At 73.1% G+C, this 24,575-nt stretch carries 27 protein-coding genes and 1 pseudogene; 11 read left to right on the top strand and 17 right to left on the bottom strand.

Going from position 1 to position 24,575, the window contains the following annotated elements:
* Positions 1 to 17 precede the first annotated feature (17 nt).
* The 4 genes from ABZ321_RS36320 to ABZ321_RS36305 are packed head-to-tail and all read left to right on the top strand — an operon-like array spanning position 18 to position 3,977.
* Positions 18 to 827 (top strand): arginine deiminase-related protein, encoded by an 810-nt coding sequence (locus tag ABZ321_RS36320; protein ID WP_344514628.1) that lies wholly within the window; start codon positions 18 to 20, stop codon positions 825 to 827.
* Positions 824 to 1,579, top strand: coding sequence for a BPL-N domain-containing protein (locus ABZ321_RS36315; RefSeq protein WP_354899909.1), 756 nt, complete (start codon positions 824 to 826; stop codon positions 1,577 to 1,579). The genes ABZ321_RS36320 and ABZ321_RS36315 overlap by 4 nt, the downstream gene beginning before the upstream one ends.
* A complete protein-coding gene (locus ABZ321_RS36310; protein WP_354899906.1) occupies positions 1,576 to 3,213 on the top strand; it encodes a heparan-alpha-glucosaminide N-acetyltransferase domain-containing protein in 1,638 nt (545 codons plus the stop codon). Before ABZ321_RS36315 ends, ABZ321_RS36310 begins: the two co-directional genes overlap by 4 nt.
* Positions 3,210 to 3,977, top strand: coding sequence for a BPL-N domain-containing protein (locus ABZ321_RS36305; protein ID WP_354899903.1), 768 nt, complete (start codon positions 3,210 to 3,212; stop codon positions 3,975 to 3,977). The genes ABZ321_RS36310 and ABZ321_RS36305 overlap by 4 nt, the downstream gene beginning before the upstream one ends.
* 35 nt (positions 3,978 to 4,012) lie before the next feature.
* Here the strand turns inward: ABZ321_RS36305 and ABZ321_RS36300 are convergent, their stop codons facing one another.
* Positions 4,013 to 4,876 (bottom strand): hypothetical protein, encoded by an 864-nt coding sequence (locus ABZ321_RS36300; protein ID WP_354899900.1) that lies wholly within the window; start codon positions 4,874 to 4,876, stop codon positions 4,013 to 4,015.
* A 122-nt stretch (positions 4,877 to 4,998) separates the two neighbouring features.
* Between ABZ321_RS36300 and ABZ321_RS36295 the strand changes: the two genes are divergently transcribed.
* Positions 4,999 to 6,030: a cation diffusion facilitator family transporter gene (locus ABZ321_RS36295; protein WP_344514638.1), complete on the top strand. Its 1,032-nt coding sequence runs from the start codon at positions 4,999 to 5,001 to the stop codon at positions 6,028 to 6,030.
* A 6-nt stretch (positions 6,031 to 6,036) separates the two neighbouring features.
* Positions 6,037 to 6,378 (top strand): metalloregulator ArsR/SmtB family transcription factor, encoded by a 342-nt coding sequence (locus ABZ321_RS36290; protein WP_344514640.1) that lies wholly within the window; start codon positions 6,037 to 6,039, stop codon positions 6,376 to 6,378.
* Here ABZ321_RS36290 and ABZ321_RS36285 read toward each other — a convergent pair.
* The 10 genes from ABZ321_RS36285 to ABZ321_RS36240 all read right to left on the bottom strand — a co-directional run bounded on the left by ABZ321_RS36285 (position 6,348) and on the right by ABZ321_RS36240 (position 13,677).
* The gene (locus tag ABZ321_RS36285) at positions 6,348 to 7,628 is read right to left on the bottom strand and encodes an acyltransferase (protein WP_354899896.1); all 1,281 of its coding nucleotides are present in this window, start codon (positions 7,626 to 7,628) and stop codon (positions 6,348 to 6,350) included. The two genes, ABZ321_RS36290 and ABZ321_RS36285, sit on opposite strands and share 31 nt — an antisense overlap.
* Positions 7,629 to 7,684: 56 nt before the next feature.
* Positions 7,685 to 8,056, bottom strand: coding sequence for a hypothetical protein (locus ABZ321_RS36280; protein ID WP_354899893.1), 372 nt, complete (start codon positions 8,054 to 8,056; stop codon positions 7,685 to 7,687).
* A 137-nt stretch (positions 8,057 to 8,193) separates the two neighbouring features.
* Positions 8,194 to 8,550: a HupE/UreJ family protein gene (locus tag ABZ321_RS36275; RefSeq protein WP_354899890.1), complete on the bottom strand. Its 357-nt coding sequence runs from the start codon at positions 8,548 to 8,550 to the stop codon at positions 8,194 to 8,196.
* Between the two features lie 64 nt (positions 8,551 to 8,614).
* Positions 8,615 to 9,226, bottom strand: a complete 612-nt coding sequence (locus tag ABZ321_RS36270) for a hypothetical protein (RefSeq protein ID WP_344514648.1) — start codon at positions 9,224 to 9,226, stop codon at positions 8,615 to 8,617.
* Positions 9,227 to 9,317: 91 nt separating this feature from the next.
* Positions 9,318 to 9,746, bottom strand: coding sequence for a S26 family signal peptidase (locus tag ABZ321_RS36265; protein ID WP_354899887.1), 429 nt, complete (start codon positions 9,744 to 9,746; stop codon positions 9,318 to 9,320).
* Entirely contained in the window at positions 9,743 to 11,560 is a 1,818-nt protein-coding gene (locus tag ABZ321_RS36260; RefSeq protein ID WP_354899884.1) for an ABC transporter ATP-binding protein, read from the bottom strand. The genes ABZ321_RS36265 and ABZ321_RS36260 overlap by 4 nt, the downstream gene beginning before the upstream one ends.
* A complete protein-coding gene (locus ABZ321_RS36255) occupies positions 11,557 to 12,081 on the bottom strand; it encodes a TlpA disulfide reductase family protein (RefSeq protein WP_344514652.1) in 525 nt (174 codons plus the stop codon). Before ABZ321_RS36255 ends, ABZ321_RS36260 begins: the two co-directional genes overlap by 4 nt.
* A complete protein-coding gene (locus ABZ321_RS36250) occupies positions 12,078 to 12,377 on the bottom strand; it encodes a hypothetical protein (protein WP_354899881.1) in 300 nt (99 codons plus the stop codon). Before ABZ321_RS36250 ends, ABZ321_RS36255 begins: the two co-directional genes overlap by 4 nt.
* Before the next feature lie 37 nt (positions 12,378 to 12,414).
* Positions 12,415 to 12,612, bottom strand: coding sequence for a hypothetical protein (locus ABZ321_RS36245; protein ID WP_344514655.1), 198 nt, complete (start codon positions 12,610 to 12,612; stop codon positions 12,415 to 12,417).
* 99 nt (positions 12,613 to 12,711) lie between these two features.
* Positions 12,712 to 13,677 carry a hypothetical protein gene (locus tag ABZ321_RS36240; protein ID WP_354899878.1) on the bottom strand — a complete coding sequence of 322 codons (966 nt, stop codon included), beginning with the start codon at positions 13,675 to 13,677 and terminating at the stop codon, positions 12,712 to 12,714.
* A gap of 125 nt (positions 13,678 to 13,802) precedes the next feature.
* On the opposite strand from ABZ321_RS36240, the gene ABZ321_RS36235 reads away from it, so the two are divergent.
* Together ABZ321_RS36235 and ABZ321_RS36230 are read left to right on the top strand one after the other, a co-directional pair.
* The gene (locus ABZ321_RS36235; RefSeq protein ID WP_354899875.1) at positions 13,803 to 14,156 is read left to right on the top strand and encodes a YciI family protein; all 354 of its coding nucleotides are present in this window, start codon (positions 13,803 to 13,805) and stop codon (positions 14,154 to 14,156) included.
* Complete coding sequence (locus ABZ321_RS36230; protein WP_354900155.1) at positions 14,153 to 15,391, top strand: sigma-70 family RNA polymerase sigma factor; 1,239 nt, start codon at positions 14,153 to 14,155, stop codon at positions 15,389 to 15,391. The genes ABZ321_RS36235 and ABZ321_RS36230 overlap by 4 nt, the downstream gene beginning before the upstream one ends.
* 37 nt (positions 15,392 to 15,428) lie before the next feature.
* On the opposite strand, the gene ABZ321_RS36225 is transcribed toward ABZ321_RS36230, so the two are convergent.
* The 3 genes from ABZ321_RS36225 to ABZ321_RS36215 form a co-directional block, all read right to left on the bottom strand.
* Positions 15,429 to 17,681: a molybdopterin oxidoreductase family protein gene (locus ABZ321_RS36225; protein ID WP_354899872.1), complete on the bottom strand. Its 2,253-nt coding sequence runs from the start codon at positions 17,679 to 17,681 to the stop codon at positions 15,429 to 15,431.
* Between the two features lie 27 nt (positions 17,682 to 17,708).
* Positions 17,709 to 19,151, bottom strand: coding sequence for a CocE/NonD family hydrolase (locus tag ABZ321_RS36220; protein WP_354899869.1), 1,443 nt, complete (start codon positions 19,149 to 19,151; stop codon positions 17,709 to 17,711).
* A 540-nt stretch (positions 19,152 to 19,691) separates the two neighbouring features.
* Positions 19,692 to 20,711 (bottom strand): NADPH:quinone reductase, encoded by a 1,020-nt coding sequence (locus tag ABZ321_RS36215; protein WP_344514665.1) that lies wholly within the window; start codon positions 20,709 to 20,711, stop codon positions 19,692 to 19,694.
* A gap of 98 nt (positions 20,712 to 20,809) precedes the next feature.
* Here ABZ321_RS36215 and ABZ321_RS36210 point away from each other — a divergent pair, with 98 nt between their 5' ends.
* Positions 20,810 to 21,163: a helix-turn-helix domain-containing protein gene (locus ABZ321_RS36210; protein WP_344514667.1), complete on the top strand. Its 354-nt coding sequence runs from the start codon at positions 20,810 to 20,812 to the stop codon at positions 21,161 to 21,163.
* Here the strand turns inward: ABZ321_RS36210 and ABZ321_RS36205 are convergent.
* Positions 21,054 to 21,575, bottom strand: coding sequence for a transposase (locus ABZ321_RS36205; RefSeq protein ID WP_354899866.1), 522 nt, complete (start codon positions 21,573 to 21,575; stop codon positions 21,054 to 21,056). The genes ABZ321_RS36210 and ABZ321_RS36205 overlap by 110 nt on opposite strands.
* Here ABZ321_RS36205 and ABZ321_RS36200 point away from each other — a divergent pair.
* Positions 21,487 to 21,804, top strand: coding sequence for a hypothetical protein (locus ABZ321_RS36200; protein WP_354900163.1), 318 nt, complete (start codon positions 21,487 to 21,489; stop codon positions 21,802 to 21,804). The genes ABZ321_RS36205 and ABZ321_RS36200 overlap by 89 nt on opposite strands.
* 958 nt (positions 21,805 to 22,762) lie before the next feature.
* On the opposite strand, the gene ABZ321_RS36195 is transcribed toward ABZ321_RS36200, so the two are convergent.
* Positions 22,763 to 23,284 (bottom strand): hypothetical protein, encoded by a 522-nt coding sequence (locus ABZ321_RS36195; RefSeq protein ID WP_354899863.1) that lies wholly within the window; start codon positions 23,282 to 23,284, stop codon positions 22,763 to 22,765.
* Between the two features lie 662 nt (positions 23,285 to 23,946).
* On the opposite strand from ABZ321_RS36195, the gene ABZ321_RS36190 reads away from it, so the two are divergent.
* Positions 23,947 to 24,324 carry a hypothetical protein gene (locus ABZ321_RS36190; RefSeq protein WP_354899860.1) on the top strand — a complete coding sequence of 126 codons (378 nt, stop codon included), beginning with the start codon at positions 23,947 to 23,949 and terminating at the stop codon, positions 24,322 to 24,324.
* Here ABZ321_RS36190 and ABZ321_RS36185 read toward each other — a convergent pair.
* A pseudogene (locus ABZ321_RS36185) lies at positions 24,282 to 24,575 on the bottom strand (IS5/IS1182 family transposase); the annotation flags it as partial. The gene ABZ321_RS36190 and the pseudogene ABZ321_RS36185 overlap by 43 nt on opposite strands.

Genomic DNA, 24,575 nt, shown 5'->3' with positions numbered 1-24,575 from the left:
AAGGAGGACACCGCCCCATGAACACCGAACTGCTCGTCTCCGACGCCACCCACTTCCGCATCGACTACGAGATCAACCCGTACATGCACACCGACGTGCAACCCGACCCGGTCGCGGCCAACGCCGAGCACGACGCGATCGTCGCCGCGCACCTGGCCGCCGGCCGCCTCGTCGAGTACGTCCCCGCCGCACCCGAGTGCCCGGACATGGTGTTCACCGCGAACGCCGCGGTGGTCCGCGGCGAGCGGGCCGTGCTGGGCTTCCCGCCGCCGGAACGCAAGGCGGAGATGTCGTACTTCGAGGAGTGGCTGGTCGACCGCGGCTACGAGGTGGTCGAGGCGCCGTTCCCGTTCAGCGGCCAGGGCGACGCCCTCGCCTGCGGCGACCTGCTGCTCGCCGGCCACGGGCAGCGCACCGACCAGCGCATGCACGCCGTCCTGGCCAAGGAGCTCGACTACGACGTGATCCCGCTGCGCACCGTCGGCCCGCGCTGGTACGACCTCGACCTGGCCATCGCCGTCATCGACCCGCACACCCTGGCGTACTGCCCGCTGGCGCTCGACGAGCCGAGCCGCGGCAGCCTGCGCGCGCTGGGGCTGGACCTGATCGAGGTCGGCCTCGACGAGGCGTCCCGCCTCGCGCTCAACCTGATCAGCGACGGCCGCACCGTGACGATGACCCGCGGGGTGCCGCGCCTGGCCGCCGCGCTGCGCGAGCGGAGGCTGCACGTGGTCGAGCTCGACACGACCCAGCTCGCCAAGGGCGGCGGCGGCGTGCGGTGCACCGCCCTGACCCTGGACAACCCGCCGCGGCAGGGGTCGCGGTGATCGCATCCCGGCGCGTCCGGAGCACCGGCGCCGGGCGCGCCATGGCCGCGACGTGCCGCATGCCGGCCGCGCAGCCCACGGGAGGGTCCGGCGGGGCGCTGGTCGCGCTGGTGTACCGCGGGCCCGCGTCCCTGCCCGGCTGCCCCGAGGCGGTGGCCGACCTGCTGCGCCGCAGCCGCTGGGGCTTCGACGTGCGCTACGTCGGCCCCGGCGAGGACGTGCAGGTGTCGGCGCGCGCCCTGTCCGGTGCGGTCCTGTACGCGCAGCCCGGCGGCGGCCTGCTCTCGCACGGCTACCGCCACCTGCGCCGGCACCGCGCCGCGATCCGCGAGTTCGTGCACGACGGCGGGCGGTACCTCGGCTTCTGCCTCGGCGGGTACCTGGCCGGCGCGACCCCCGGCTTCGGCCTACTGCCGGGGGACACCGACCAGTACATCGCCTCGGTCGCCGCCACCGTCGTCGAGCCGCACGACACGCTCGTCGAGGTCGCGTGGCGGGGCCGCGCCCGGACGCTGTTCTTCCAGGACGGCCCGTACTTCTGGGTGCGGCCGGACGCCGGTGCGACGGTCGTCGCCACCTACCCCAACGGCACCGTCGCCGCGCTCGTCGCCGGCTTCGGGGAAGGCCGGGTCGGGGTCGTCGGCCCCCACCCGGAGGCGACCGGCGACTGGTACGCCGATGCCGGTCTGTCCGTGGACCGGCTCGGCGTCGACCTGGGCCTCGACCTGGTGGACGCGGTGATGACCGCATGACCGCTGTGCAACGCGGCGCGGGGGACAGTACGGCGCGGCCCGGTGACCTGGCGGCGTCCGCGCCGCCCGCGCGAGCCGCGGCGCCACGCACCCGGCAACGGCTCATCGGCATCGACGCCGCCCGGGGTGTGGCGCTGCTCGGGATGATCACCCTGCACGCGCTGTGGGAGGCCGACGCCGCAGGCAACCCGACCTGGTCGGACAGGGCGTTCAGCGGGCGGGCGGCGGCGGCCTTCGCGCTGCTCGCCGGCGTCGGCATCGCGTTCGTGTCCGGCCGGCGACGGGTCCCGGCGGCCGACCGCCCCGCCGTGGCCGCCGGGATGGCCGCCCGGGCTGCCGCCATCGGTGTGGTCGGATTCCTGGTCTGCGCCGCCGACACGACGCTCAAGGCGGTGATCCTGCCGTACCTGGCGGTGGTGTTCCTGCTGGCGATCCCGCTGGTGTTCCTGCGCACCTGGACCGTCGCCGTGGTGGGGCTGCTCCTGGCGACGGCGGGCCCGGTCGGCAACTACTTCCTGCTGCCACGGCTGCCGGAGCCGGAGCTCGGCAACCCGTCGTTCATAAGGCTCGTCCAGGACCCGATCGGGATGCTCACCGAGCTGACGTTCACCGGCTTCTACCCGTCGCCGACCTGGCTGGCGTACGTGTGCGTCGGCATCGTCATCGGGCGGCAGGACTTGAGCCGGCGACGGTTCGCCGCCCTGCTGCTGGCCGTCGGCACGGTCGTCGCCGTCGCGGCGCACACGGCCTCCACGCTGCTGCTGCACCGCTACGGGGGGCTGGCCCACATCTGGGCCGCGCAGCCGCGCAGCGACCTGACGGTGGCGCAGACGACCGACCTGCTCAAGTTCGGCGGCAACGGCAACGTCCCGTCCTCCACGTGGTGGTGGCTGGCGGTCGACACCGCGCATACGGGCACGCCGCCCGAGATGTTCGGCGCCGCCGGCTGCGCCGTCGCGGTGCTGGGCCTGATGCTGCTCGCCGCGCACGTCACCCACCGGGTGTGGGGCCCGGTGTGCACGGTCATCCTGGTGTCGCTGGCCTCGGCCGGCAGCATGACGCTGACCTTCTACTCCGCGCACATCCTGTTCATCAACTCGGATTTCGACACTTACAGCGCCGGGAACGGCTGTCTCGTGCAGATCGTCGGCGCGTTGCTCATCGGCCTCGCGGTCAGGGGAACGGTCGGCCGCGGGCCGCTGGAGGCGGCCGTCGCGGCGCTGGCCACCCGCGCCCGGCGGTTGACCACGTCCCGCGGCGCGGTCCGGGCCGTCACCACCATCACAGCTACCGCCACCATCCCGGTCCAGGCCTCGCCGGCGCCGGTCTCGGCTGTGCCGGCGGCTTCGGCACCGGCTCTGGCACCGGCACCGGCGAAGTCCCCGGAATCCTTGACGGATTCGACGACGGCGTCGGCGGCGCAGGCACCGGCTGGGACGGCGTCCGATGGGTCGGGGTCCGGTGGACCGGCGCCTGATGGCTCGGCGTCAGGTGGGTCAGGGGCGGGTGGCCTGGGGTCAGGTGGGCCGGTGTCGCGGCGGGCGCCGCGACGGCCGCGTGGGCCCGGCGACGGCCGCCGCCGCACCGTCCGGCGGCGGGCGCAACCCGGGGCCGGACAGGGCGGCGGCCGGTGAACCGGCGGCGGTTCCTGCTCGGCGCGGGCGCCGCCGCCGGTGTCCTCGCCGCGCTCGGCGGGGCGGCCGGCGCCGGGTACATGAAGCTGTCCGGTGACCGGCCGCTCGCCCTCATCTACCGCGGCCCGGCCGCCTGCGCGGGCTGCTCCGAGGCGGTCGCGGCCCTGCTGCGCGGCGCGCCGAGCGGGTTCCGGACCGAGTTCTGCGGCCCCGGCGAGCAGGTGGCGCTGTCCGCGGACTCGCTCGCCGGGGCCAGCGTGTACGCGCAGCCCGGCGGCGGCGACGTCCGCCAGGCGTGGCGCCGCATGCGCGGGCACGCCGAGGAAGTCAGGAACTTCGTGCACGGCGGCGGCAATTATCTCGGCTTCTGCCTGGGCGCCTACCTCGCCGCCGCCGACCCCGGCTTCGGCCTGCTGGCCGGGGTCGGCGTCGAGGGGTACATCTACAGCGCCGAGGCGACGGTCCACGACCAGGACGACACCGTCGTCGGCGTCGACTGGCGGGGCCGGCGGCGGCACATGTTCTTCCAGGACGGCGCGCTGTTCCGCCCCAAGCCGGGCACGCCGGCGACGGTCCTGGCCACGTACGACACCGGCGGCGCCGCGGCCGTCGTCACCGGCTACGGCTCCGGGCGCGTCGGGCTGGTCGGCCCGCACCCGGAGGCGGACCGGTCCTGGTACGACGACGCCGGCCTCAGCAACCCCGACGGCATCCAGTTCGACCTCGGCCACGACCTGATCGAGAGCACCCTGCGCCGGGACTGATCCGCCGCCGCGCCGTCGGCCCGCGCCGGCCGGCATCAGGAGCCGCCGCCACCGCCTGCGATGTCGGGGGAGCGGGACGCCGGGCGGAACGCCGCCGCGATCCGGTCGGCCATGGCACCGATCGCCCGGCGGTTCGCCGTGTCCTGCTGCGCCGTGTCCTGGTGCGTCATGTCCTGCTGCGCTATGTCCTGCTGCGCTGTGTCCTGTTGCGGTGTGGACGGCTCGCACCACGGCAGGCCGTCGACCCACGGCGGTGGGTGCGCGCCGGCCGGCCGGTGCCGCACCGTGCCGAAGGCCACGTGGTCGGCCAGGCTTCCGCCGTGCGCGCGGCACCGCTCGGCCCGGTCGAGCACCTCGGCGGCCGCGGCCCGGCCCTGCGCGGTCAGCCGCGGACCGGTCAGCAGGCGGCGGACGACGAGGTACAGGCCGGCCGCGGTGGGCAGACCGATGGCCGCCGCGGTGGCCGCCGTGGCCGCGCCCTCGGCGAGCGCCGCGCCGGCGACGACGCCCGTCACCGCCACCACCAGGGTGGCCAGGGTGCCGCGCAGCTGGTCCCACGCGGGCGGCACGGTCTGCCAGAGCCCCGCCGTCTCGCCGCTTCGCCGGGCCCGCAGGTACAGCGTCCGGGCGGCGCCGGCGGCGGCGTGCCGGTGCAGCGACACCTCCCGCTCCGGGCCGAACAGCTCACCGAGCAGCGCGGCGTCGGCCGCGCCGATCCTGGTCGCGGGGCCGCGCGTGTGCGACACGTCGACCGCCCACAACCCGGCCGGCTGCTCGTGCCAGCGCAGCGTCACCAGGCCGCGCTCGGCCACGTCGACCAGCTGGGCGGCGACCGCCCGCCCGTCCAGCGGCCGCCCGGCCAGCTCGGCCAGCAGCTCGTCGCGGATCCGATCCGGCACGCGCCCTCCCGCCCCCGGTAGGCGCCCGATCGTATGCGGCAAGGTCAACGGCGGGTGGCAGTTGCCCACCGGTGGCAGCTGCAACGTTGTCGCGTGCGTACATGAGCACATAAAGTGGAGGCATGGGCGATCGACACGAGCACGGGCACCACCCGGGCTCCCGGTGGGCGGCGGCACGGCACCGGGTCGGGCATCTGCTGGCACCGCACTCGCACGACACCGCGGGCAGGGTCGACGGTGCGCTGGAGACCTCGCGGGAAGGGATCCGCGCGCTGTGGGTCTCGCTGCTGGTGCTGGGGGCGACCGCCGCGATCCAGGTCGTGGTCGTGCTGGTGTCCGGGTCGGTGGCGCTGCTCGGCGACACGCTGCACAACATCGCCGACGCGCTGACCGCCGTGCCGCTCGGGGTGGCGTTCATCGTCGGGCGCCGGGTCGCCGATCGGCGGTACACCTACGGATACGGCCGCGGGGAGGACATCGCCGGCATCGTCATCGTGCTCACCATCGCCGCGTCGGCGGTCCTCGCCGGGCTCGAGGCCGTCGACCGGCTGTTCAACCCGGCCGCGGTGACGCACCTGCCGTGGGTGGCGGTCGCGGCCGTGACCGGTTTCGCGGGCAACGAGCTCGTCGCGCGGTACCGCATCCGCATCGGCCGGAGGATCGGCTCGGCGGCGCTCGTCGCGGACGGCCTGCACGCCCGCACCGACGGCTTCACCTCCCTCGCCGTGCTCCTCGGCGCCGGCGGCGTGGCCGTCGGCTGGCGGTGGGCCGACCCGGTCGTCGGCCTGGCCATCACCGTCGCGATCCTGTTCGTGCTCAAGGACGCGGCGCGGGAGGTGTACCGCCGACTCATGGACGCCGTCGACCCCGCACTCGTGGACACCGCCGAGGCGACCCTCGCCGGCACGCCCGGCGTGCGGAGGGTCGCCGCGCTGCGGATGCGCTGGATCGGCCACCGGCTGCACGCGGAGACCGATCTCGTCGTGGCGGACACGCTGACGGTCGTCGAGGCGCACGCCATCGCCCTCGACGCCGAGCACCGGCTGCTGCACGCGGTGCCCCGGCTCACCGGGGCCACCATCCACACCGATCCCGACAGCGCCGACGCGCACGCCGCCGTGGCGCACCACCACCGGGCCCCCGCGGTACCGTGAGTGCTCATGTACGCACCAGACGAAACCACGGTCGACTCGCCGACCGACGCGCAGGTCGCGACCGCGGTGACCGCGCTGCGGATGCTGGCCGACCCGACCCGCCTGCGGCTGCTGTGGGTGCTGCGCGACGGCGAGCAGGACGTCAGCACCCTGACGGCGGCGGTCGGCGCCGCCCGCCCGGCCGTGTCGCAGCACCTGGCCAAGCTGCTGCTCGCGGGCCTGGTCCACACCCGGCGGGACGGCCGGCGGGTGCTCTACCGGGCGGCCGGCGGACACGTCCGCCGGCTCGTGACCGAGGTGTTCCACGCGGCCGACCATCATCTGACCGGCGCGCCCGAGCACGACTGACGCCGCCGCCAGTGCTTCAGCGTCAACGCGCGGCGCTCGACGAGATGCCATGAGGCGTAGGCGACGGCGGCGGTGATCGTCAGGCTCAGCGCCGTGTAGGGCAGGTAGCCCCAGCGGTTGGCGCCGAACGTGGCCAGGAGCTGTTGGACGACGAAGCCGTAGATGTAGATGCCGTAGGAGTAGTCGTTGACGGCGCCGACGCGGCGCAGCCGCCGCGGTGCCCGGACCGCGGCCCACACGAGCAGGTAGGCGAGGGTGGGGAAGCCGGCCACGAAGAACCCGCCCAGCAGGAGCGACGCGGCCAGGATCACGAGGCAGCCGGCGGCGAGGCCGTCGTGGATCGGGACGCGGTCGCGGTACAGCTCGATGGTGGCCCCGGTGAGGAACAGCGCGCCGAGGTAGATGAGCCACTGCACCGAGACGCTGCCGACCAGCGGCGGCACGATCGCTCCGTAGTGCTGCGCCGGCGGCCCTTCCAGGGTCCAGCCGCGGATCTGGTCGGCGACGATGCAGCCGTACAGCCCGGCGGCGAAAACCGGCACGAGCCACCGCGCCCGGCGCAGCACGGCCGTCACCGCGAGGACCGCGACGACCGCGTAGCAGGTGGACTCGTAGACGAGGGACCACAGCGCGCCGTCGAAGACGCTGTTGCCGCCGATCTCGCGGCCCCAAGGGGTGTCGGCGAGGAGGTCCTGGATGCCGTACTGGCGCACGCCGGTGAACCAGTTGCCGGCCACGTACTGCAGCGGACCCTTCGGCCCGTCCCAGAACCCGGCGAGGGTGCCCCGCTGGTGCAGCGCGACGACCGGCGCGGCGACGAACGCGGTGACGAGCAGGCACACCCACAGGCCGGGCAGGATGCGCAGCGCGCGGTGCCAGGCGAACCGCCAGACGCTCGTGTGCGCGGCGGAGCGGGTGATGAGCAGTCCGGACAGGACGAAGAAGCCGAAGACCGCGAGGGTGCCGACGTTGGTCTGTCTCTGGAACAGGCTCCGGCCCAGGTCCTCCCAGCCGAAGCCGAGCGAGGTGGCGTGGGCGAGGACGACCGCGACGGCGAGGCCGAGGCGGATGGCGCCGATGCCGTTGTCGCGCCCGTCCCACCGCCCGGCGAGGCTGCCGTGGGCGAGGCGGTATCCGCGCGGCGGGGCGCCCGGTGTGTGGTTGTCGGCGTGGTCGCCGGCGTGGGTTTCGGTGTGGGTTTCCGTGTCGGGGGCATGGTTCGTCGGCCGCCGGTCGGCGGTTGCGGGCATGTGGGAGCTCCAGGTGTGTGGCGTCGGTCAGGACACGTCGCGTGCGCCGTGCCGGCCTAGATCCGCCATACCTGGAGGTGCGACTGCCGAAGTTGCCCGGTGTCCCGGTCCGGGACCGCCGTTGGTGGTGGGGGTTCGGTGACGACGCCGGCCGGGACCGTGATGACGGTCGCGGAGCCGGTGGGCAGCTTCGGCTGCTGCGGGTACGCCGGTGCCCCGGCCGTGTGCAGCACGTTGTGGTGGTGCTGGTGGGAGTGCTCACCGGTGACGCCGTGATGGCCGTGCCCGGCCGATGCCGCGTGGCCGTCGGGGTGCCCCTGCAGGAGGTGCGCCGACTGCGCGCTGGCCAGCGGCGCGAGCAGTAACGACAGGAGGAGCAGGAACGCCAGCCCGGCCCGTGCCGGCCACAACATCCACCACCGCCCCATGCCTCGGATGATGGCAGCCCGCCGGGCCGTGGCGGTGTCGGAGATCCGCCACAACGCTGCATGTTCACCCGCACGTAACGGGCCGGCGCCCCGCGAGGTGGGGGCGCTGGCGGCGGCGCGTACGGGCGGCATCGGGCCTATTCCGCGACCTCGGACCGGATGGCGGTGAACCATGCCGACCCGGCCGCGGCGGGGCTGACCCGCCACTCGGTGATCGCGGCGGTGATGAGGGTGACGCTGTGGCCGAGCGCGAACAGCGACACGTATGCGGCGGCGCGGCGGACGGTGCCGGCGATGAGCGCGACCCCGGCGACGAACAGCAGGGGGTCCCAGCCGAGCAGCATGTGGGTGACGCCGAGCCAGACGAACTCGGGGACGGACCTGCCGGCCGCGTCGTCGACGCCGTGCGCCGACGCGGCGGTCGGCAGGAGCAGCAGCAGGGTCAGGGCGGCGCCGGGCACGACGGTGCCCCGGCGCAGAGCGGGTCGATGCATGGAGGCCTCTCGGGGTTTCCCGGGCACGGTGGAGCGACGCCCGGACGGACGTTGGGAAACAGCGCTATGCGGGCGTTCCCGACGCCGGCGGGGCTCGGCCCGCCACCCGGAGCACGGACCAGACCGACTCGCCGCCCGTGGCCGCGCGCACGACGGCGCGCATCCGCACCGGCGGATCGAACCGCCGCGGGGTCGCCGCGGCGGCGGCGAGGCTGGTGCGCCGCACGGCGCCGCGCCACAGCAGCGTGGCGAGCACGCCGGCGGCGCCGTGCACCGCCAGGCCGAGCAGCAGCACGACCGGCGGCGGCACCACGTGCGTGTCGGAGGCGGCCCAGGCGGCGGTCTCGGCCGCGAGGAACGCTCCGGTCGACCAGAGCCCGGCGGTGCGGGCCAGCCGCCGTTTGCGCGGCGCCGGCAGCCGCCCGCCGGACGCGAACGCCGCGGCGGTGACCGCGAGCAGCGACGTCGCGGTGAGGGCGAGCGCCACGACCACCGCGGCCAGCTCGGCCGCGTGGACGTGCGAGACACCGTCGGCCATGCCGTGCGCCGCCGCGTGCCGGTGCGCGAGCAGCCGCGACGTGACCAGGTGCGCGGTGCTCCAGCCGAGCGCGCCCGATGAGACCGCGGAGACGGCGACGAGCGCGCGACCCGCGTGCCGCTGGTCCGTCGCCCTCACCTCCCGCACCGTGTGGCCGCCGCCATCGTACGGGGTCGCCGCCGGCACCTGCCGCAGCCGTTCGGCCGGACTGTGGTGGCCGGCCCGTGGGTCAGCGTGCGGAGGCGATGGTCCGCACGACCGTGGCGTGGACGGTGGCGAGCGGTGCCGGGCCGAACAGCCTGGAATCCAGGCCGGGACGGTCGCCGAGCAAGACGACCATGCCGGCCGGGACCGGGCCCGGCGCCGCCGCCGGCACGTCCGGCGGGAGGGGGTCGCCCGGCACTGCGGCGACCCGCTTGACCAGCCACGGCGACGGCGCCGCCGGCGTGGGTCCACCGTGGACGACCTCGGCGCCGGGCGGTGGCGCGGCGGCGGCCGGGCGCCGCAGCACCACGATGTCGCCGCGGCGCGGTGTGCGGCCGGCCCGCCGCCGGGCCAGGACGAGGTCGCCGTCGTGCAGCGCGGGTTCCATGCTGCCGCCGTGCACCCTGACCACCAGCCACCAGGGCCGGAGGAAGAGTCGCAGCAGCCACGTCACGGCGCCGCCGGGTCCAGGTCGTAGCCGCTGGCCTGCAACCGGAACAGCGTCGCGTACGTGCCGCCGGCCGCCATCAGCGAGGCGTGCGTCCCCGTCTCGGCGATCCGCCCGTCGGCGAGGACCACGATGCGGTCGGCGTCGCGGACCGTGTTGAGCCGGTGGGAGACCAGCACGCTGGTGCGGCCGTCGCGGTGGGCGGCGATCGTCCGGTGGACGCGGTGCTCGGCGGCGGCGTCCAGCCCGGAGCTCGGCTCGTCCAGGATCAGCAGGTCCCGCTGCCCGCGCAGCAACGCCCTGGCCAGCGCCAGCCGCTGCCACTGCCCGCCGGACAGCAGCACCCCTTCCGGCCGGTCGTAGTCGACGAACGTGCGGGACAGCAGGGTGTCGTACCGGCCGGGCAGGGCCAGCAGCGTGTCGTGGATGCCGGCCCGCGTCGCCGGATCCGCGAGCCGGGACGCGTCGGTGTCCAGGGTCGTGCGTCCGTCGGTGTCGCCGAGCGCGATGTTCTCCGCTGCCGTCAGCTCGTAGCACATGAAGTCCTGGAAGACGGCCGCCACCCGCCGGCGGAGGTCCTCGACGGGCAGGTCGCGCAGGTCGACGCCGTCCCAGCGGATCGCGCCGCGGGTCGGGTCGTACAGGCGGCACAGCAGCTTCACCAGGGTGCTCTTGCCCGCGCCGTTCTCGCCGACGACCGCGACCGCGCACCCGGGCGGGATGGCGACGCTGACGCCGCGCAGCACCCACGGATGCTCGTCGCCGTATCGGAACCACACGTCGTCCAGGACGATCCCGGTCTCGCCGGCGACCGGTCCGCCCACCGCCGGCGCCGCCCCGGCGTCCGGTGGGGTGGCCAGCAGCGAGCGGTAGTGGTCGAACAGCAGCCCGGCATGATGGGCCAGCGCGAGATACTGCACGCCGCCCGACAGCGCGGCCTGCACGCCGGCGACCGCGAGGATCACGGCGCCGACGTCGCCGGCGCTGAGGCGGCCCGCGGCGGCCGCGACGAGGGTCCAGGCGACCGCGGCGCCGGCGAACAGGGCCGACAACGCCGCGAGGGACACCTGGCTGCCGAGCTCGGCGCGGTCCATCCGGCGGTGCCCGGCGTTGACGGTCCGCAGCTCGGTGAGCATCCGGTGGCGCAGCAGGTCGCCGGCGCCGAACAGCCGCACCTCCTTGGCGGCGCTGAGGTCGGTGAGCAGGTCGGTGTAGAACAGCTCCCGCCGCTCGGCCGGGCTGAGGCTGAAGGTGAGCGCGGCCCGGCGCCGGCTCAGCCGCAGCTCCGCGACCAGCGCCGGGACGGCCGCGGCGGCGAGACCGGCGGCCAGCCACGGCGAGACGACGACGAGCGCGCCGGCCATGCCGGCGATCGTCACGACGGCCTGGGCGACGCCGAGGACGCTGTCGACGACCTGGCTCGGGCCGCCGTTCCCGGCCTGTTCGGCCATCCGCAGCCGGTCCCGGAACTCCGGGTCCTCGAGGGTCTGCAGCAGCGTGAACCGGCCGACGGCCGCGTACAGGCGGTCCTTGGCGATGACGGCGACGGCGCGGCCGAGCTCCGCCTGGACGTAGCGCAGCACGGGCGGGCCGAGCGCGGCGAGCAGCCCGGCGGCGGCGAGCGCGGCGGCGACGGGGAGCACCGCCGCGGCCGCGCCGCCCGCGACGACCCGGTCGATGCCGACCTTCGTCAGCCACGCGGCGAGCGCCGGCAGCGCGCCGGACAGCAGGCGCGCGGCGACATACCCGCACAGCAGCGCCGGACGGGCCCGCCACGCGAGCAGCAGCGCCGCGCCGGCACGGGACAGCACGGCGGTCACGCCGGCACGGGCACCTGGTAGCCGACGGACTCGACCACGCCACCGTCCCGCACGAGCACGAACGCGGGGAAGCCCCGGACGCCGAACGCGCCCGCGACGGGGCCCTCCGGGTCCTCCAGGATGACCGCGACGCCGCCGGTGCCGGTGAGCGCGCCGACGACGGGTGCCGGGTCGCCGCCGTCGTCGACGACGACCGCGAGGACGTCGCCGGGGTGCCGGGCCGCCGCGGCGCGGAAGTCGCCGAGCCGCTCATGGCAGGCGGGGCAGTCGGGCGAGAAGAACCCGATGAGGGTCTGGCCGGTGAGCGAGGCCCGGTCGACCCGTCGGCCGTCCACAGTGGACGCCACGAAGTCGGCGACAGGTTCGCCGAGGGTCGCGGTCGACACCGGCGGCGGCTCGGCCATGTCGCCGAGGCGGTTCTCGTAGGCGCGCAGCCGGCGCACGACCCCGAGGACGACGACCAGGTTGAACAGGGTCAGCGCGGTGAGCAGCAGCACCGCGACGAGCAGCGCGGTGGTCACCGGCCCGCTCCCTTCGCCGGTACCGGCGGGATGCTGAGCAACGACACGATGTCCTCCAGCGACGCAAGGATGAGCCCGGCGGCGCCACCGGCGACCGCGCAGGCCAAGGACGGGGTGGTGGCGCCGGGGCGGTCGGCCGCGGCGAGCGGGACGGCGGCGGCCGGCAGGCGTCCCGGCCCCGGCCACAGCGCGGCCGCGCTGCGCCGGAGCCGGGTGAACGACCGGGATGAAACTTTCCCGGCGACCGCCATCGCGAACACGACGGCCGAGCCGGCGGCGAACGCGGTCACCGGCATCGGTGACCCGCCGGGGCGCGCCCGGCCGTCGTGTGGTTCAGCACGTGCCGGTGACCGTGCAGGAGTAGCAGTGGTTCGGCACGCCGGAGCAGCCGTACATGCACTTGCGGCGGTACCGCAGGCCGCCCTTGCAGTAGCACGTCTCCCATTCGTACGTGCATCCCGCGTCCGCCTCGGCTGTCGGGGCGAGGCGCGCGAGCACGCGGTCGGCGAGCCGACCCATGGCTTGAACCATCGATGACATCCTTCCATCGGGGGATACCGATAGGCAGGGTGATCGATACCGGTCGACCTGTCAATGGGAGCGTTCCCATCGTGTGAACGGGCCGGGCGGTCAGCCGAACTGCATGCCGGGTGCGTTGCCGTCGTCGACCATGGCGAGGATCGCGTCGGGTTCGGCGGTGCCCGCCGTCGCGCGGACCATGTGCAGCCCGCCGCCGAGCGCGGTGACCGTGACGTCGCGGAACACCTCGGCCGGCCGGTCGTGCGCGTACTCCTGCCGCTGCTCCGTTACGGAGCGGTCCATGTCCTCGGCCGTGCTCCACGACGAGCACACGACGACCTTCGCCGGTTTGCTGGAGCCGGCGCCCGCCCGGAGCACCCCGGCGGCGATCACGTAGGTCCGTTCGTCCCGCGTTCGGGTCCGGAAGTACGCGGCGACCACATCGCCGAGGCAGCCCGCCAGCGCGCGGAACGTCGGGTTCGCCGCGAGCGAGCGCTCCGGAGCGGCCCGGACGTCGTCCCAGTTCGCGTCGTCGCCGCCGACGAACAGGTCGCCGCCCTCGCCGTGGACGCGGGGCATGGCGATGCTCAGGAACTGCAGGCCGTCGCCGGTGAGGACCGGCGGGGCGACGAGGCCACCGCCGTCGTCCCGCCAGCCCGCCGCGACCAGCTTGCGGGTGACCTCGACCGGGAACTGCCCGCCGGCGACGAGCGACACGTCGCGAGACGACCCCCCGGCGGTGACGACGTATTCGCTGTTGTCCAGCCGGATGTCGTAGTCGGGCAGTCTGATGACCTCCGGCTGGAGCCGGGCGCTGCCGCGACCGATCAGCCCGCGCCACTTCACCGACCCGGTCTTGCGTGGGAAGTGCATCGTGACCGCCTCGTCGGCGAAACGGACGCTCGTGCGGATGTTCTCGGTGTCGGCGAGGCGGCCCAGCGCCTTGACGAGCTCGGCGTCCCCGCCGCCCGAGCCCGGCGACCCCTCGCGATCACCGCAGGCGGCCATGGTGCCGAGCAGGACCGCGCAGGCCAGGAGCAGTGCGTGCGTCCGGTGCCGCCGGAAGGGTGCGAACATACCGGCACTGTGCCGCCCCGCGCGTGCAGCTGACGTGCAACCGGACCGGCCGCGTGATTTTTCGGGCCGGTTGTCGAATTCGGGCCCGTCGCCGCGTCATGGTGGCAACGGACGAAGGAGGAGTCATGCAGTACGCGCTGTTGCTCTACGGGGACGAACGGGTGTGGCAGGAGGCCGACGAGGCAGCCCGGCGGGAGATCTATGCCAGGCATGAGCGGTTCATGAAGCTGCTCGTGGAGCGCGGCGCGCTGGTCGGCGGGGCGGAGCTGGCGCCGACCGGGGCGGCGACGACGCTGCGGCGCGACGGCGCGGCGGTCAGCGTCACCGACGGGCCGTTCGCGGAGACGGCGGAGCAGCTGGCCGGGTTCTACCTGATCGAGGCGGCGGACCTGGACGAGGCGCTGGAGCTGGCCCGGGAGCTGCCGTCCGGGGTGGTCGAGGTGCGGCCGATGGTGCCGGGCCCGAAGGAGCCCAGCTGAGCGGTGCGGTCGAGCAGGCGTACCGGGAGCACTGGCCGCGCCTGCTCGCGCTGCTGGTCACCCGGCTGCGGCGGTTCGACCTCGCCGAGGAGAGCCTGCAGGACGCGTTCGCGGCCGCGGCCGAGCGGTGGGACCGGGACGGCGTGCCGGCGCACCCGGCGGGCTGGCTGATGACCACCGCGTGGCGGCGGGCCCTCGACCGGGTACGGCGGGAGGAGGCGGACCGGGAGCGGCTGCCGCTGCTGGTCGTCGACGCGCCCGGCACCGTCACCGGAGCTGTCACCGAAGCCTGTGCCGGGGACGAGGTCGGCGACGAGCGGCTGCGGCTGCTGTTCGCCTGCTGCCACCCGGCGCTGGCGCCCGACGCGCGGACCGCGCTGATGCTGCGTTTCGGGGCGGGCCTGACCACGGCCGAGATCGCGCGGCTGTGCCTGGTGCCGGAGCCGACGATGGCGGCGCGCCTGACCCGGGCGAAGAAGAAGATCGCGCAGGCGGGGATCCCGCTGCGGGCACCGGCGCCGGCCGACCTCGCCGGCCGCCTCGACGGGCTGCTGACGGCGGTGTACCTGCTGTTCAGCGAGGGCTACCGGGCCACCGGCGGGTCGGCGCTGCTGCGGCCGCGGCTGGCGCAGGAGGCGATCCGGCTCGGCTACGAGCTGGGTCTCCTGCTGCCGGTCGAGCCGGAGCCGGTCGCGCTGCTGGCGCTGATGGTGCTGCAGCACGCCCGCCGCGACGCCCGCGTCGACGCCGACGGGCACCTGGTCCGGCTGGCCGAGCAGGACCGGTCCCGCTGGCACCCGACCGAGCTGCGGCACGGCTTCGAGCTGCTGGCGTTCGTCCGCGACGACGGGAGTTCCGGCCGGTACGCGCTGGAGGCGCTGATCGCCGCGGAGCACGCGAAGGCAGTCACGGCGGCCGGCACCGACTGGGCGCGGATCGCCGGGCTGTACGAGCGGCTGGAGGCGCGCACCGGCTCGCCGGTCGTGCGGCTCAACCGGGCCGTCGCGGTCGCGGAGGCCGGCGACCCCGCGCTGGCGCTGGCGCTGACCGAGGAGGCGGCCGAGCGGCTGCCGGGCCACCACCTCGTCCCGGCCGTGCGGGCGGAGCTGCTGCAGCGCCTCGGCCGTTCCGGCGAGGCCGGCGCGGCCTGGGAGGCGTCGCTGCGGCTGGTGCGCACCGAACCCGAGCGCCAGTACCTCCTGCGCCGAGCCGCCGCCCCGGCGCCGCGGTCGTAGCCGCCGGCCGGTGCCGCGGCCGTGGTCGCCGGCTCGCTCAGGTGGCGGGGGAGACGGTCACCGGGATGCCGTTGAGGACGCTGTTGCCCGACAGCGGGTCGATGGCGTGGTCGTCGGTGAGGATGTTGCTGTTGACGCCGGGTGTGGCGGCGGCGACCGCGGCCCGCGTGCCGGGCGCGCCGTGCCCCCAGCCGTGCGGCAGGCTGACCACGCCAGGCATGACCGTGTCGGTGATCTCGACGGCGACGGTGAGCGTGCCGACGCGGGACGCGACCGTCGCCCTGCCGCCGTCGGCGAGGCGCAGCGCGGCCGCGTCGTGCGGGTGGACCTGCAGCGTGCAGCGGTCCCTGCCCTTCATCAGCCCCGGCACGTTGTGCATCCAGCTGTTGTTGGACCGCAGGTGCCGCCGGCCGACGAGGACGAGCCCGTCGCTCGGCCGGTCGAGGGCCACCCGCAGCCGGTCGACGTCCTCGGCGATCGGTGCGGGGCACAGCTCGACCTGCCCGCTCGGGGTCCGCAGCACCTCCGGCACCCGCGGCTGCAACGGGCCCAGGTCGACGCCGTGCGGGTGGTCGAGGAGCTTCCGCAGCGTCAGCCCTGACTCGTCGGCGCCGAAGCCTTCACCGTACGAGCTGAGCCGCAACCGCACGTCGAGCAGCCGCTCCGCGGGTCCGTCGCCGCCGACGAGGGCCCGCAGCTCGGCGACGTCCCGGCCGTGGACGGGGGAGCCTGGGTCGTCGACGGCCCGCTGCAGCAGCTGCAGGAGCAGCCGCTCGTGGTCGATCCCGGCGAGGCGGGCGAGGATGTCGGCCTCGTCCATGCCGCCGGGGTCCTTCGGCAGCACGGGCGGCGAGTACGCGGCCGTGTTGCGCACGACGAGGGTCAGGAACGCGAAGTCGTAGTGGCCGACCCGGGCGGGGTCGGTCGGCGGCAGGATCACGTCGGCGTGCCGGGTGGTCTCGTTGAGGTACGGGTCGACGCTCACCATGAACTCGAGCCCGCCGAGGGCCGCGTCGAGCTGCCCGCTGTTGGGCGTGGACAGCACCGGGTTGCCGGCGACGGTGACGAGCGCCCGCACCTGCCCGTCGCCGGGCGTGGTGATCTCGTCGGCGAGGGTCGCGACCGGCAGCTCGCCCTTGACCTCCGGCAGGCCGCGGACCCGGCTGGTCCACCGCCCGACCCGGAAGCCCTTGCCGCCCGGCTCCGTGGCCTTCCGGGCGTGCGGCGCGAGCGGGAACATGACGCCGCCGGGCCGGTCGAGGTTGCCGGTGAGCACGTTGACGACGTCGACGAGCCAGCTCGTCAGGGTGCCGAACTCGACCGCGCAGGTGCCGATCCGCCCGTACACGGCGGCGGACGGCGCGGCGGCGAGGTCGCGGGCGAGCCGGCGGATGTCCCCGGCCGGCACCCCGCACGCGGCGGCGACGGCCTCGGGCGGGAAGTCCTTCGCGAGGCCCGCGACCCGCTCCACGTCGCGGACGTGCCCCTCCAGGCGGCCGAGCGCGACGAGGTCCTCGTCGAACAGGGTGTGCACGAGCGCGAACAGCAGCAGCGCGTCCCCGCCGGGCCGGACGAACACGTGCTCGTCGGCGACGGCAGCGGTCCTGGTCCGCCGCGGGTCCACGACGACGACCCGCCCGCCCCGGGCCTGGACGGCGGCGAGCCGCCCGGGGAAGTCGGGCGCCGTACACAGGCTGCCGTTGGACTCCAGGGGGTTCGCGCCGATGAGGACGAGCAGGTCGGTCCGGTCGATGTCGGGCACCGGGATGGCGTCGGGGTTGCCGTACAGGTAACCGCACGAGACGTGCTTCGGCATCTGGTCGACGGTGCTGGCGGAGTAGACGTTGCGGCTGGCGAGGGCCTTGACGAGCGGCCCGCCGTAGAGCGGCCCGGCCATCGTGTGGACGTTGGGGTTGCCGAGGTACACGGCGACCGCGTCCGCCCCGTGCCGCGCCTGCACCTGCGCGAGCCCCGCCGCGGCCGCCGCGAACGCCTCGTCCCAGCCCACCTCGTGATGCCGGCCGTCGGCGCCGCGCACCAGGGGCCGGCGCAGCCGGTCCGGGTCGTGCACCAGCTGCCCGAACGTGGCCCCCTTCGGGCACACGAACCCGGCGCTGAGCACGTGTTCCCGGTCGCCGCGCGCCGCCACGATCCTGTCCCCGGCGACGGTGAGCTCCAGCCCGCAGACGGCCTCGCACAGCGGGCAGGTCCGGAAGGCCGTGCGGGTCGCTTCGCCGTGCATCGTGCCCCACCACCATTGGTCGAGGTTCGCCGTCGCGGCCAGCTTCACCCCTGAGACACGGTCCCGGCAAGCGGGCTACCGCGCCTGGACGGGCACCTGGAGGTAGGAGGCGTGCTCGCCGCCGGTGTGGATGACGTGCCGGCCGCTGTTGGCGGGGGTGTACTCGACCAGCCGGGGCATCATCGCGCCGAGGAGGTTGCGGCCGCTGATGACGAGGCGGAGCTGCTCGCCGGGGTGGAAGAGCAGGCCGATCGGGAGCAGGTCGATCTCGACGTCGACGATGTCGCCGGGGGTGAGCTTCTCGACCCGGTCGAAGGTGTGGACGGGCACGTCGCCGGTCGACAGGGACTCGTCGAGGTGGCGCAGGGAGACGCGCAGGCGGCCGTCGGAGCCCTTGTACCGCAGGATCGTGGCGCCGCGCTCGGTGAGGTCCTGCAGCATCGCGCCCTGGTTGGGGGTGGTGAACGCCTGCAGCGGCGTGCCGTGCGCGTCGAGCTTCTGGACGAGGACGAACAGGTCCATGTCGTCGGCGCCGTGCGCCTCGACCCACAGGTGCGCCTTCGGGTAGCCGACCAGCACGGTCTCCCGGTCGAACCGGGTCACGAACGAGACCACGTCGGGGTTGGCGCCGATGTCGTAGGCCGCGGGCACCCCGGCCGCCGGTGCCGCCGGCACCAGGGTGCGGGAGCGGCCGTCGAGGTAGAACCTCGTTGGGGTGACGTCCCGCGGCGGGAACTGGTCGGCGGGGACCGCGACCCGGTCGCCGCCGTGCAGGTCGAGCAGCGAGTATCGGACGCGCGGCGTCCGCTCCCAGCCGTTGTCCTCGCCCTTGAGGTAGTGGTCGAAGAACCGGCGCAGGTCCTCGACGTTGGCCTCGTCGTAGTAGTCGGGCCACTCCTGGGTGTTGTGGACGCGCAGCCACTTGTCGGCCGAGGCCATCCGCCGCCAGGCGCGGAACGTGCCCGCGGTGTGCAGCGTGTTGGAGTAGCTGGCAACGACGTACGCCGGCACCGTGATCCGGTCGAAGTCCGGGACCTTGTCCTCCCACAGGGCGTTCATCAGCGGGAACCGCTCGGCCTCGGCGACGATGTCCTCCTTCTGGCCGAGGCCGAGGAAGCTGTGGTCCCGCAGCTGCCGGGCGAACCCCGTGTCGGGCATGCCGCCGCGCAGCACGAGGTCGCGGTACACGTCGCTGACGCCCTCCCACGGGTTGATCGCCACCAGGTGCGGCGGCTGCTCGGCGGCGGTGAACCACTGCGAGGCCGCGAGGTAGGAGGTGCCGCTCATCGCGACCTTGCCGGTGCACCACTCCTGGGCGGCGAGCCACTCGATCAGGTCGTAGCAGTCGCGGCCCTCCTGCCGGTCCCACAGGACGCTGTCGCCCTCTGAGTTCGCGACGCCCCGGACGTCGGGGTTGCAGATCGCGTAGCCCCGCGCGCACCAGTACGCCGGGTCGGGCGCCTCGAACTTCGCCAGCCCCGACATGATCCCGTTGTCCAGGCCGACCAGCCCGAACACGCCCACTCGTGCGGCTGGCCGACAAAGGTGAACGCCGTCCCCAGATCGATCGTGTTCCAGCTGACCGACAATCGGTCAGCCGCGTCCCAGGCGAGCTCCAGCTGCACACCGCCATCGAACACCAGCACCACCGGGATGACCGGTTGCCACCTGTCCCTTGCCAGCTCCCATCCGACCCAGCCGGCCTGGAGCCGTCGACCCACCAGCGCGAGCAGGTTGGACCGCTGGCGACGCAACTGCTCTGGCCCGGGCACAAAGTTGGACCGCCATCCGGACATCGACTCGTCCCAGGGCGTCGTCCCAGGCATGCTCTCCACAGCGCGGATCATACGGATTTCGCACCTGCTGTACCGGCCCGTCGCGTCGGCATTGACCGCTGTCCGGTGCACGCTCATGCCGCGGGTCTCGCGCGGCGGCATGTCGGCAGTCGTCACTCTCTGTGCGGGCAACGACCGACCTGGTCGGCGGACCAGGTATGCACTCGTGCCGAGATGCGGACCCGCACCGGTGCGAGTCAGAGGTGCGGCTGCTGGCTGAACTTCAGGGCGTGACGTCCACCAGTACCTTGCCAACCGTGCCGGTCTCCAATGCCCGGTGAGCGTCGGCGGTGCGGTGCAGCGGGAAGCGGACCAGTGGCAGGCCGCGCTCCTCGCCGACCGGCAGGGCGCCGTCGCGGACCGCTGCGGCGACGTCCTCGACCGCTGTGGCGCGCGCTTGCGGGCCCGCCGTGTAGAGCACCAGGAACTGCAAGCGTGTGTTCAGCACCATGTTCTGCCCCACGTTCAGCTCGACCGTTTGTCCGCCCTCGTTGGCGTAGGTCGCGATCGTGCCGCGTGTGCGCAGCGCGGCCAGGTCCAGTGCGAGGTTCGCGCCTAGCGCCACCTCTGCGACGATGTCGACGCCCTCCGGGGCGATGGCACGGATGGCGGCGGCTGGGTCGCCCTCGCGATAATTGATCACATGATGGGCGCCGGCCGCGGTGGCCAGCTTCGCCTTCTCCGGGCTGCTGACCGTGCTGATCACGGTGGCGGCGGCCCATCGGGCGAGCTGGATGACCGCGTGCCCGACCGCGCCGGCCCCGGCGGCGGCGAGCACGATCTTGCCGTCGAGTGCGCCGGGGTACAGGCGGCGCGGCCCGTCCTCGGCGACGGTCAGTGCGCGGTGTGCGGTGAGCGCGGGCACGCCGAGCGAGGCGCCGACGTCGAAGCTGGCCTCGTCGGGCAGTGGCACGGCCTGGTCGGCGGGCACGACGGTGAACTCGGCGGCGGTGCCGGTGGGCCGCCCGGCGGCGGCCATGAACAGCCACACCCGTTGCCCGACCCGGCCTGGGTCGACGCACTCACCGACGGCGTCGATCACGCCGGCGCCGTCGAGGTGCGGGGTGATCTCAGGGAAGAGCTTGCGGTGGGCGATGCCGGAGCGGGCCTGCCAGTCGGTCGGGTTGACGCCGGACACGGCGACCCGGACGCGGACCTCGCCGGGACCCGGCGCGGGCCGGTCACGCTCGACGAGTTGGAGAACGTCGGGGCCGCCGTTGTCACGGTAGATGATCGCCTTCATGATCCATCCAATGTTCGATCTGCGTCGTACGGTTCGATCTAGACCGAACAGTACGACGCGGGTCGAACTTTCCGCAAGCATTGGCTACGCTTCCTCTTGTGACCGAGGTGATCGAACCCGCCCTCGAGACCGTGACGATCGACGTGGTGCTCAGCGCGCTCGCCGACCCGGTACGGCTCACCTTCGTGCGGGCGCTCGACGCCGCCGGGGACTGGACCTGCGGCAGCGACGTCCTCAGAAACACCGGCGTCACCATCGGCAAGTCCACCCTGTCGCACCACATCAAGGTGCTGCGCGATGCCGGCCTGATCCGCACCCGCGTCGACGGCATCCGCCGGCTGGTCACGCTCCGGTACGACGAGGTGGAACAACGCTTCCCCGGGCTGCTGACCATGCTCCGCGAACACGGGCCTGCCCCTGCCGCTGCGGAGGCGCCCGCCTCAACCGCATGACGCAGGCGACAACGAGCGCCACCAGGCCCCCGTTGGAGCAGTCGCCGTAGCCGCAGTCCGAGACCGCTGGCGGCTTCGCCGGGCCCCACTGCTCGATCATTCCGTCGAGCATGTTCAACGCCAGGCGCCACTTCTCCCGGTGCCGTACGTCGTCGCCGATGCCGGCCCGGACCCGCTTTCTGCCGGACCGCGGCCGCCTTGTCGGAGGTCGCTGCCGTCTACTGCGACATGCGCATCTGCCGCGTCTCGTGCGCGAAGGCCAGCTGGATTTCGTCACAGTGGGCTTCCGGCGCTTCCCGCCACCGGTGGCCTGACATGCCGATGTGAGTGCGTCCGGCGGAGCAGGCGGCAGCGCTGTGAACACTGGCCCGGGCGTGTTCTTGGCCTGCGTGTTCGGTACCCTGCGCGGCATGGCGAAGTGCGGCACATGTGAGCAGGAATTCGACCTCTCTGATGCGCGTCAAGAGTTCGCGACGACAGAGTACGGCGATGAGACAGATTATGACCGCCATTTCGATGGCGAATTGTGCGGGGAGTGCGCTATTTCACAAGCCAACTCTTGGTTCAACGCTGGCAGCGCGATTCTTATGATGAACGGTGACATGGACTACGACGCCGACCATGTGGAGAAATATCTGTAAGTACGGAACTTGTAAACGGCTGACTGCTATCCGAGCCGTCAACGCTGCGGCAGTTCTCCCGCCAGAAGCAGCATGCGGCGATGGACCGCCGCCCTCGTCGAGCTCCAACAGGAGATCCGCTCTCTGCTCAATTTTGGCAGCCATCGATCCGCTATTCTCTTCTGCCACCTTCGTATGTATGCACGGCGGCGCTCTGGTCGGGGCGTCGAGATCGGACACTATGGCGAAATTGAGCATTCGCGTCATTACTGCTTGCCCGATAGGTTATGGCCCTGGATCCAGAGGAGAACCAAAGTGCCCAAGCGTGTCAACAATGGACCGGGAGACGACCCGGACGAGTACTGGTTCGAGTGCGATGACTGCAAGGGCGAAAGGTTCGCCAGTAACGGTGGCGAGTGCGCTGGGTGCGGTGGCTTGGGATTCTACGAAGGCGAAGCCGACGATGTCGAACCATGCAACAAACGCTTTCACCCAAAGGGCGGTGGACCCGATCCAGCTGCTTACTGGTATTTCTGTCGCGAGCCAAAGGGTCATGAGGGGCCGTGCGACTGTCCCGCAGTTCATGAGTAACCTAAATTCGCATCACGAATGCCGGGCCGTTGCGTTGTCAACGACCTACCCATGCTGCCTGACACGGCGCCCGTACATACATCTGCTGCGAGCCGCTCGCTGGCGTTGGCGGATGTTGGAGTGCACGATGCAGACGCCAACCGCGACAAAACGCGGTGACGTTCCGTCCCACGCGCAGGCCGATTCGAGGGCCTGCGGACCACCGCCGAAGAAGCCATCGGACAAGCGGCAAGCACCGCAACAGTGCACGGACTGGTTCGAAGAGCTGAGATCGCTCGGGCGACTCCGCGGCGCCGGCGTCCCAGCGGCCGAAGAGTTCGAGCGTCAGAAGGTCGTCCTGCTCAACCGGAGCCAGACCGGATTGCAGGCCGGCCAGGGCGGTTGTGTATCAGTTGTCGGCCCAGACCGGGATGAGTCCATCACGGCTGTCGTGGAACAGGTACGGCCGAAGGCGCGGTACGGCGGTCAACGCAGTTCGCAGCTGGGCGACATCCTGAGTGGCGACGTGGATCGGCTGGGCGGCGAGCATGGCGCGGAGGTCGGAGAACGGCCACGATTTGCCCAACAGACGCCGAAGTTCGACCAGGATCTTCATGGCGTCCTGCGGGACCTGGTCGACGTAGATCTCGGCGAAGCACGGCCCATCGTCGTCGCCGGACATGTCGAGGACGGGACAGCCGGACGCCCGCATGCCCGCGACGACGCGGGCGTACTCGTCCTCGTCGCAGATGAGCATGGCCCCGGACGTCAACTGATTGAAGGGCACGTAGCCGCCGTGGCAACCATCCAGCAGCACCCAGCCGGGCTCCGTCTCCCAGAACTCGCCGGCACCGTCCGGCCAGGCGGCCACCTCGTCCGTCACACCGCCATCGTGACAGATGCCGCCCCGCTGCCGATGCTCGCGATCCACAGCCGTGTGCCAGTCGACGACCTACAGCCCAGTGTCAACTCGGATTGTTGAGGTACATGATCGTGGCTGTTGACGGGGTGCTCTCCGGTCGCCGCTGAAGCGATCTTGGCGTACGGGTCTGCCGCGAGGCGCTCGTCGTCCAACCTGCGGCATGCCCCGGCGGCTGGCGCTCCGGTCGGTTCATGGAGCCCGAAGCTGTCAGCGTGAGGCGTCGTGGTGGATGCCTGCTCTGTGCCGGAACGCGAGTACGTCCGCCGCGTGGGGCAACTTGATGGGCGGATCGGCTGCACGCATCGCAAGGAGGCCCGGTATGTTGCCGCGACGGATGGCGTCGTCGATCATCGTCTGCGTGCTGGCCGGCAGTCGCTCCCAGGTCACGGCGGCGGCACAGAAGCTGCACACCGTGTTGACGCGGTCAGGAAGACTTGTCCGGCAACGTACGCCGCAGCCGGGACAGCGCCAGTCCAACATGGTCCTCAGTCTCGAGGCCTTCTCCTCGAACGCCAACCGGACAAACAGAGGCCGCCCCGACCGCTTGATCACGTTTCCGGATCTGCCGCTGACGGCTTGCTGTGGTCGGTGGGGGCCGTCCCAGGCGGCCGAACCGTGTGGCGGCACCATTTGGCCGAGCTGTGGACGGCGGCGTCGTGCAAGATGACACGGTGATCGCGCTGCCGCATGAGGGCTCCGGATTGTCCAAGGCCACTTGGACGGATGCTGACTTTGCCCACATGGGCTGGCACGACTGCCGAGTGCATGCCGTCAGCGTCGGTGTCTACGACGACGCTACGCTCCCGCCTGCCCGACTGTTGCTGGATCTCGACTACATCGTGCGCTGGGTCGAGCCTGCCGGGGACGGCGAACCGTTCAGCTTCTGGATCTCACCCGCGACCCTCGTGTTCGAGGAGGCCTGGAACATCACAAGCCGGATCGGACCGCTGCACGACCTGATGGAGATCGCCGACATGCACCGGCTTAGAGCGACCGGCAATAGGTGTCACTTGAGTCGGCGGGTTGTCGGTCGGGTGTCCCAGCGGTAGTGCGTGCGTGCGCGTTGGATGAGTTGACGGATGGTGACGATGGCGGCGGCCAGGTACAGGTAGAAATCGACGATCCTGGCGTCGCGGTCGGTGCAGCGGCGGATCTTGCCGAAGCTGTTCATCCAGGAGTTCGTCCGTTCCACGACCCAGCGTTTACCGATCTGGATCGGGGCGGGTACGCCCTTGCGGGCGATCTGCGCGTCGAAGCCGAGTTCGGCGAGCAGGTCGCGGCTGCGGTTGTTGTCGTAGCC

Source organism: Dactylosporangium sp. NPDC006015, assembly GCF_040614215.1.
Taxonomy (GTDB): Bacteria; Actinomycetota; Actinomycetes; order Mycobacteriales; family Micromonosporaceae; genus Dactylosporangium; species Dactylosporangium maewongense.
This window is presented reverse-complemented; position numbering and strand designations above follow the sequence as displayed.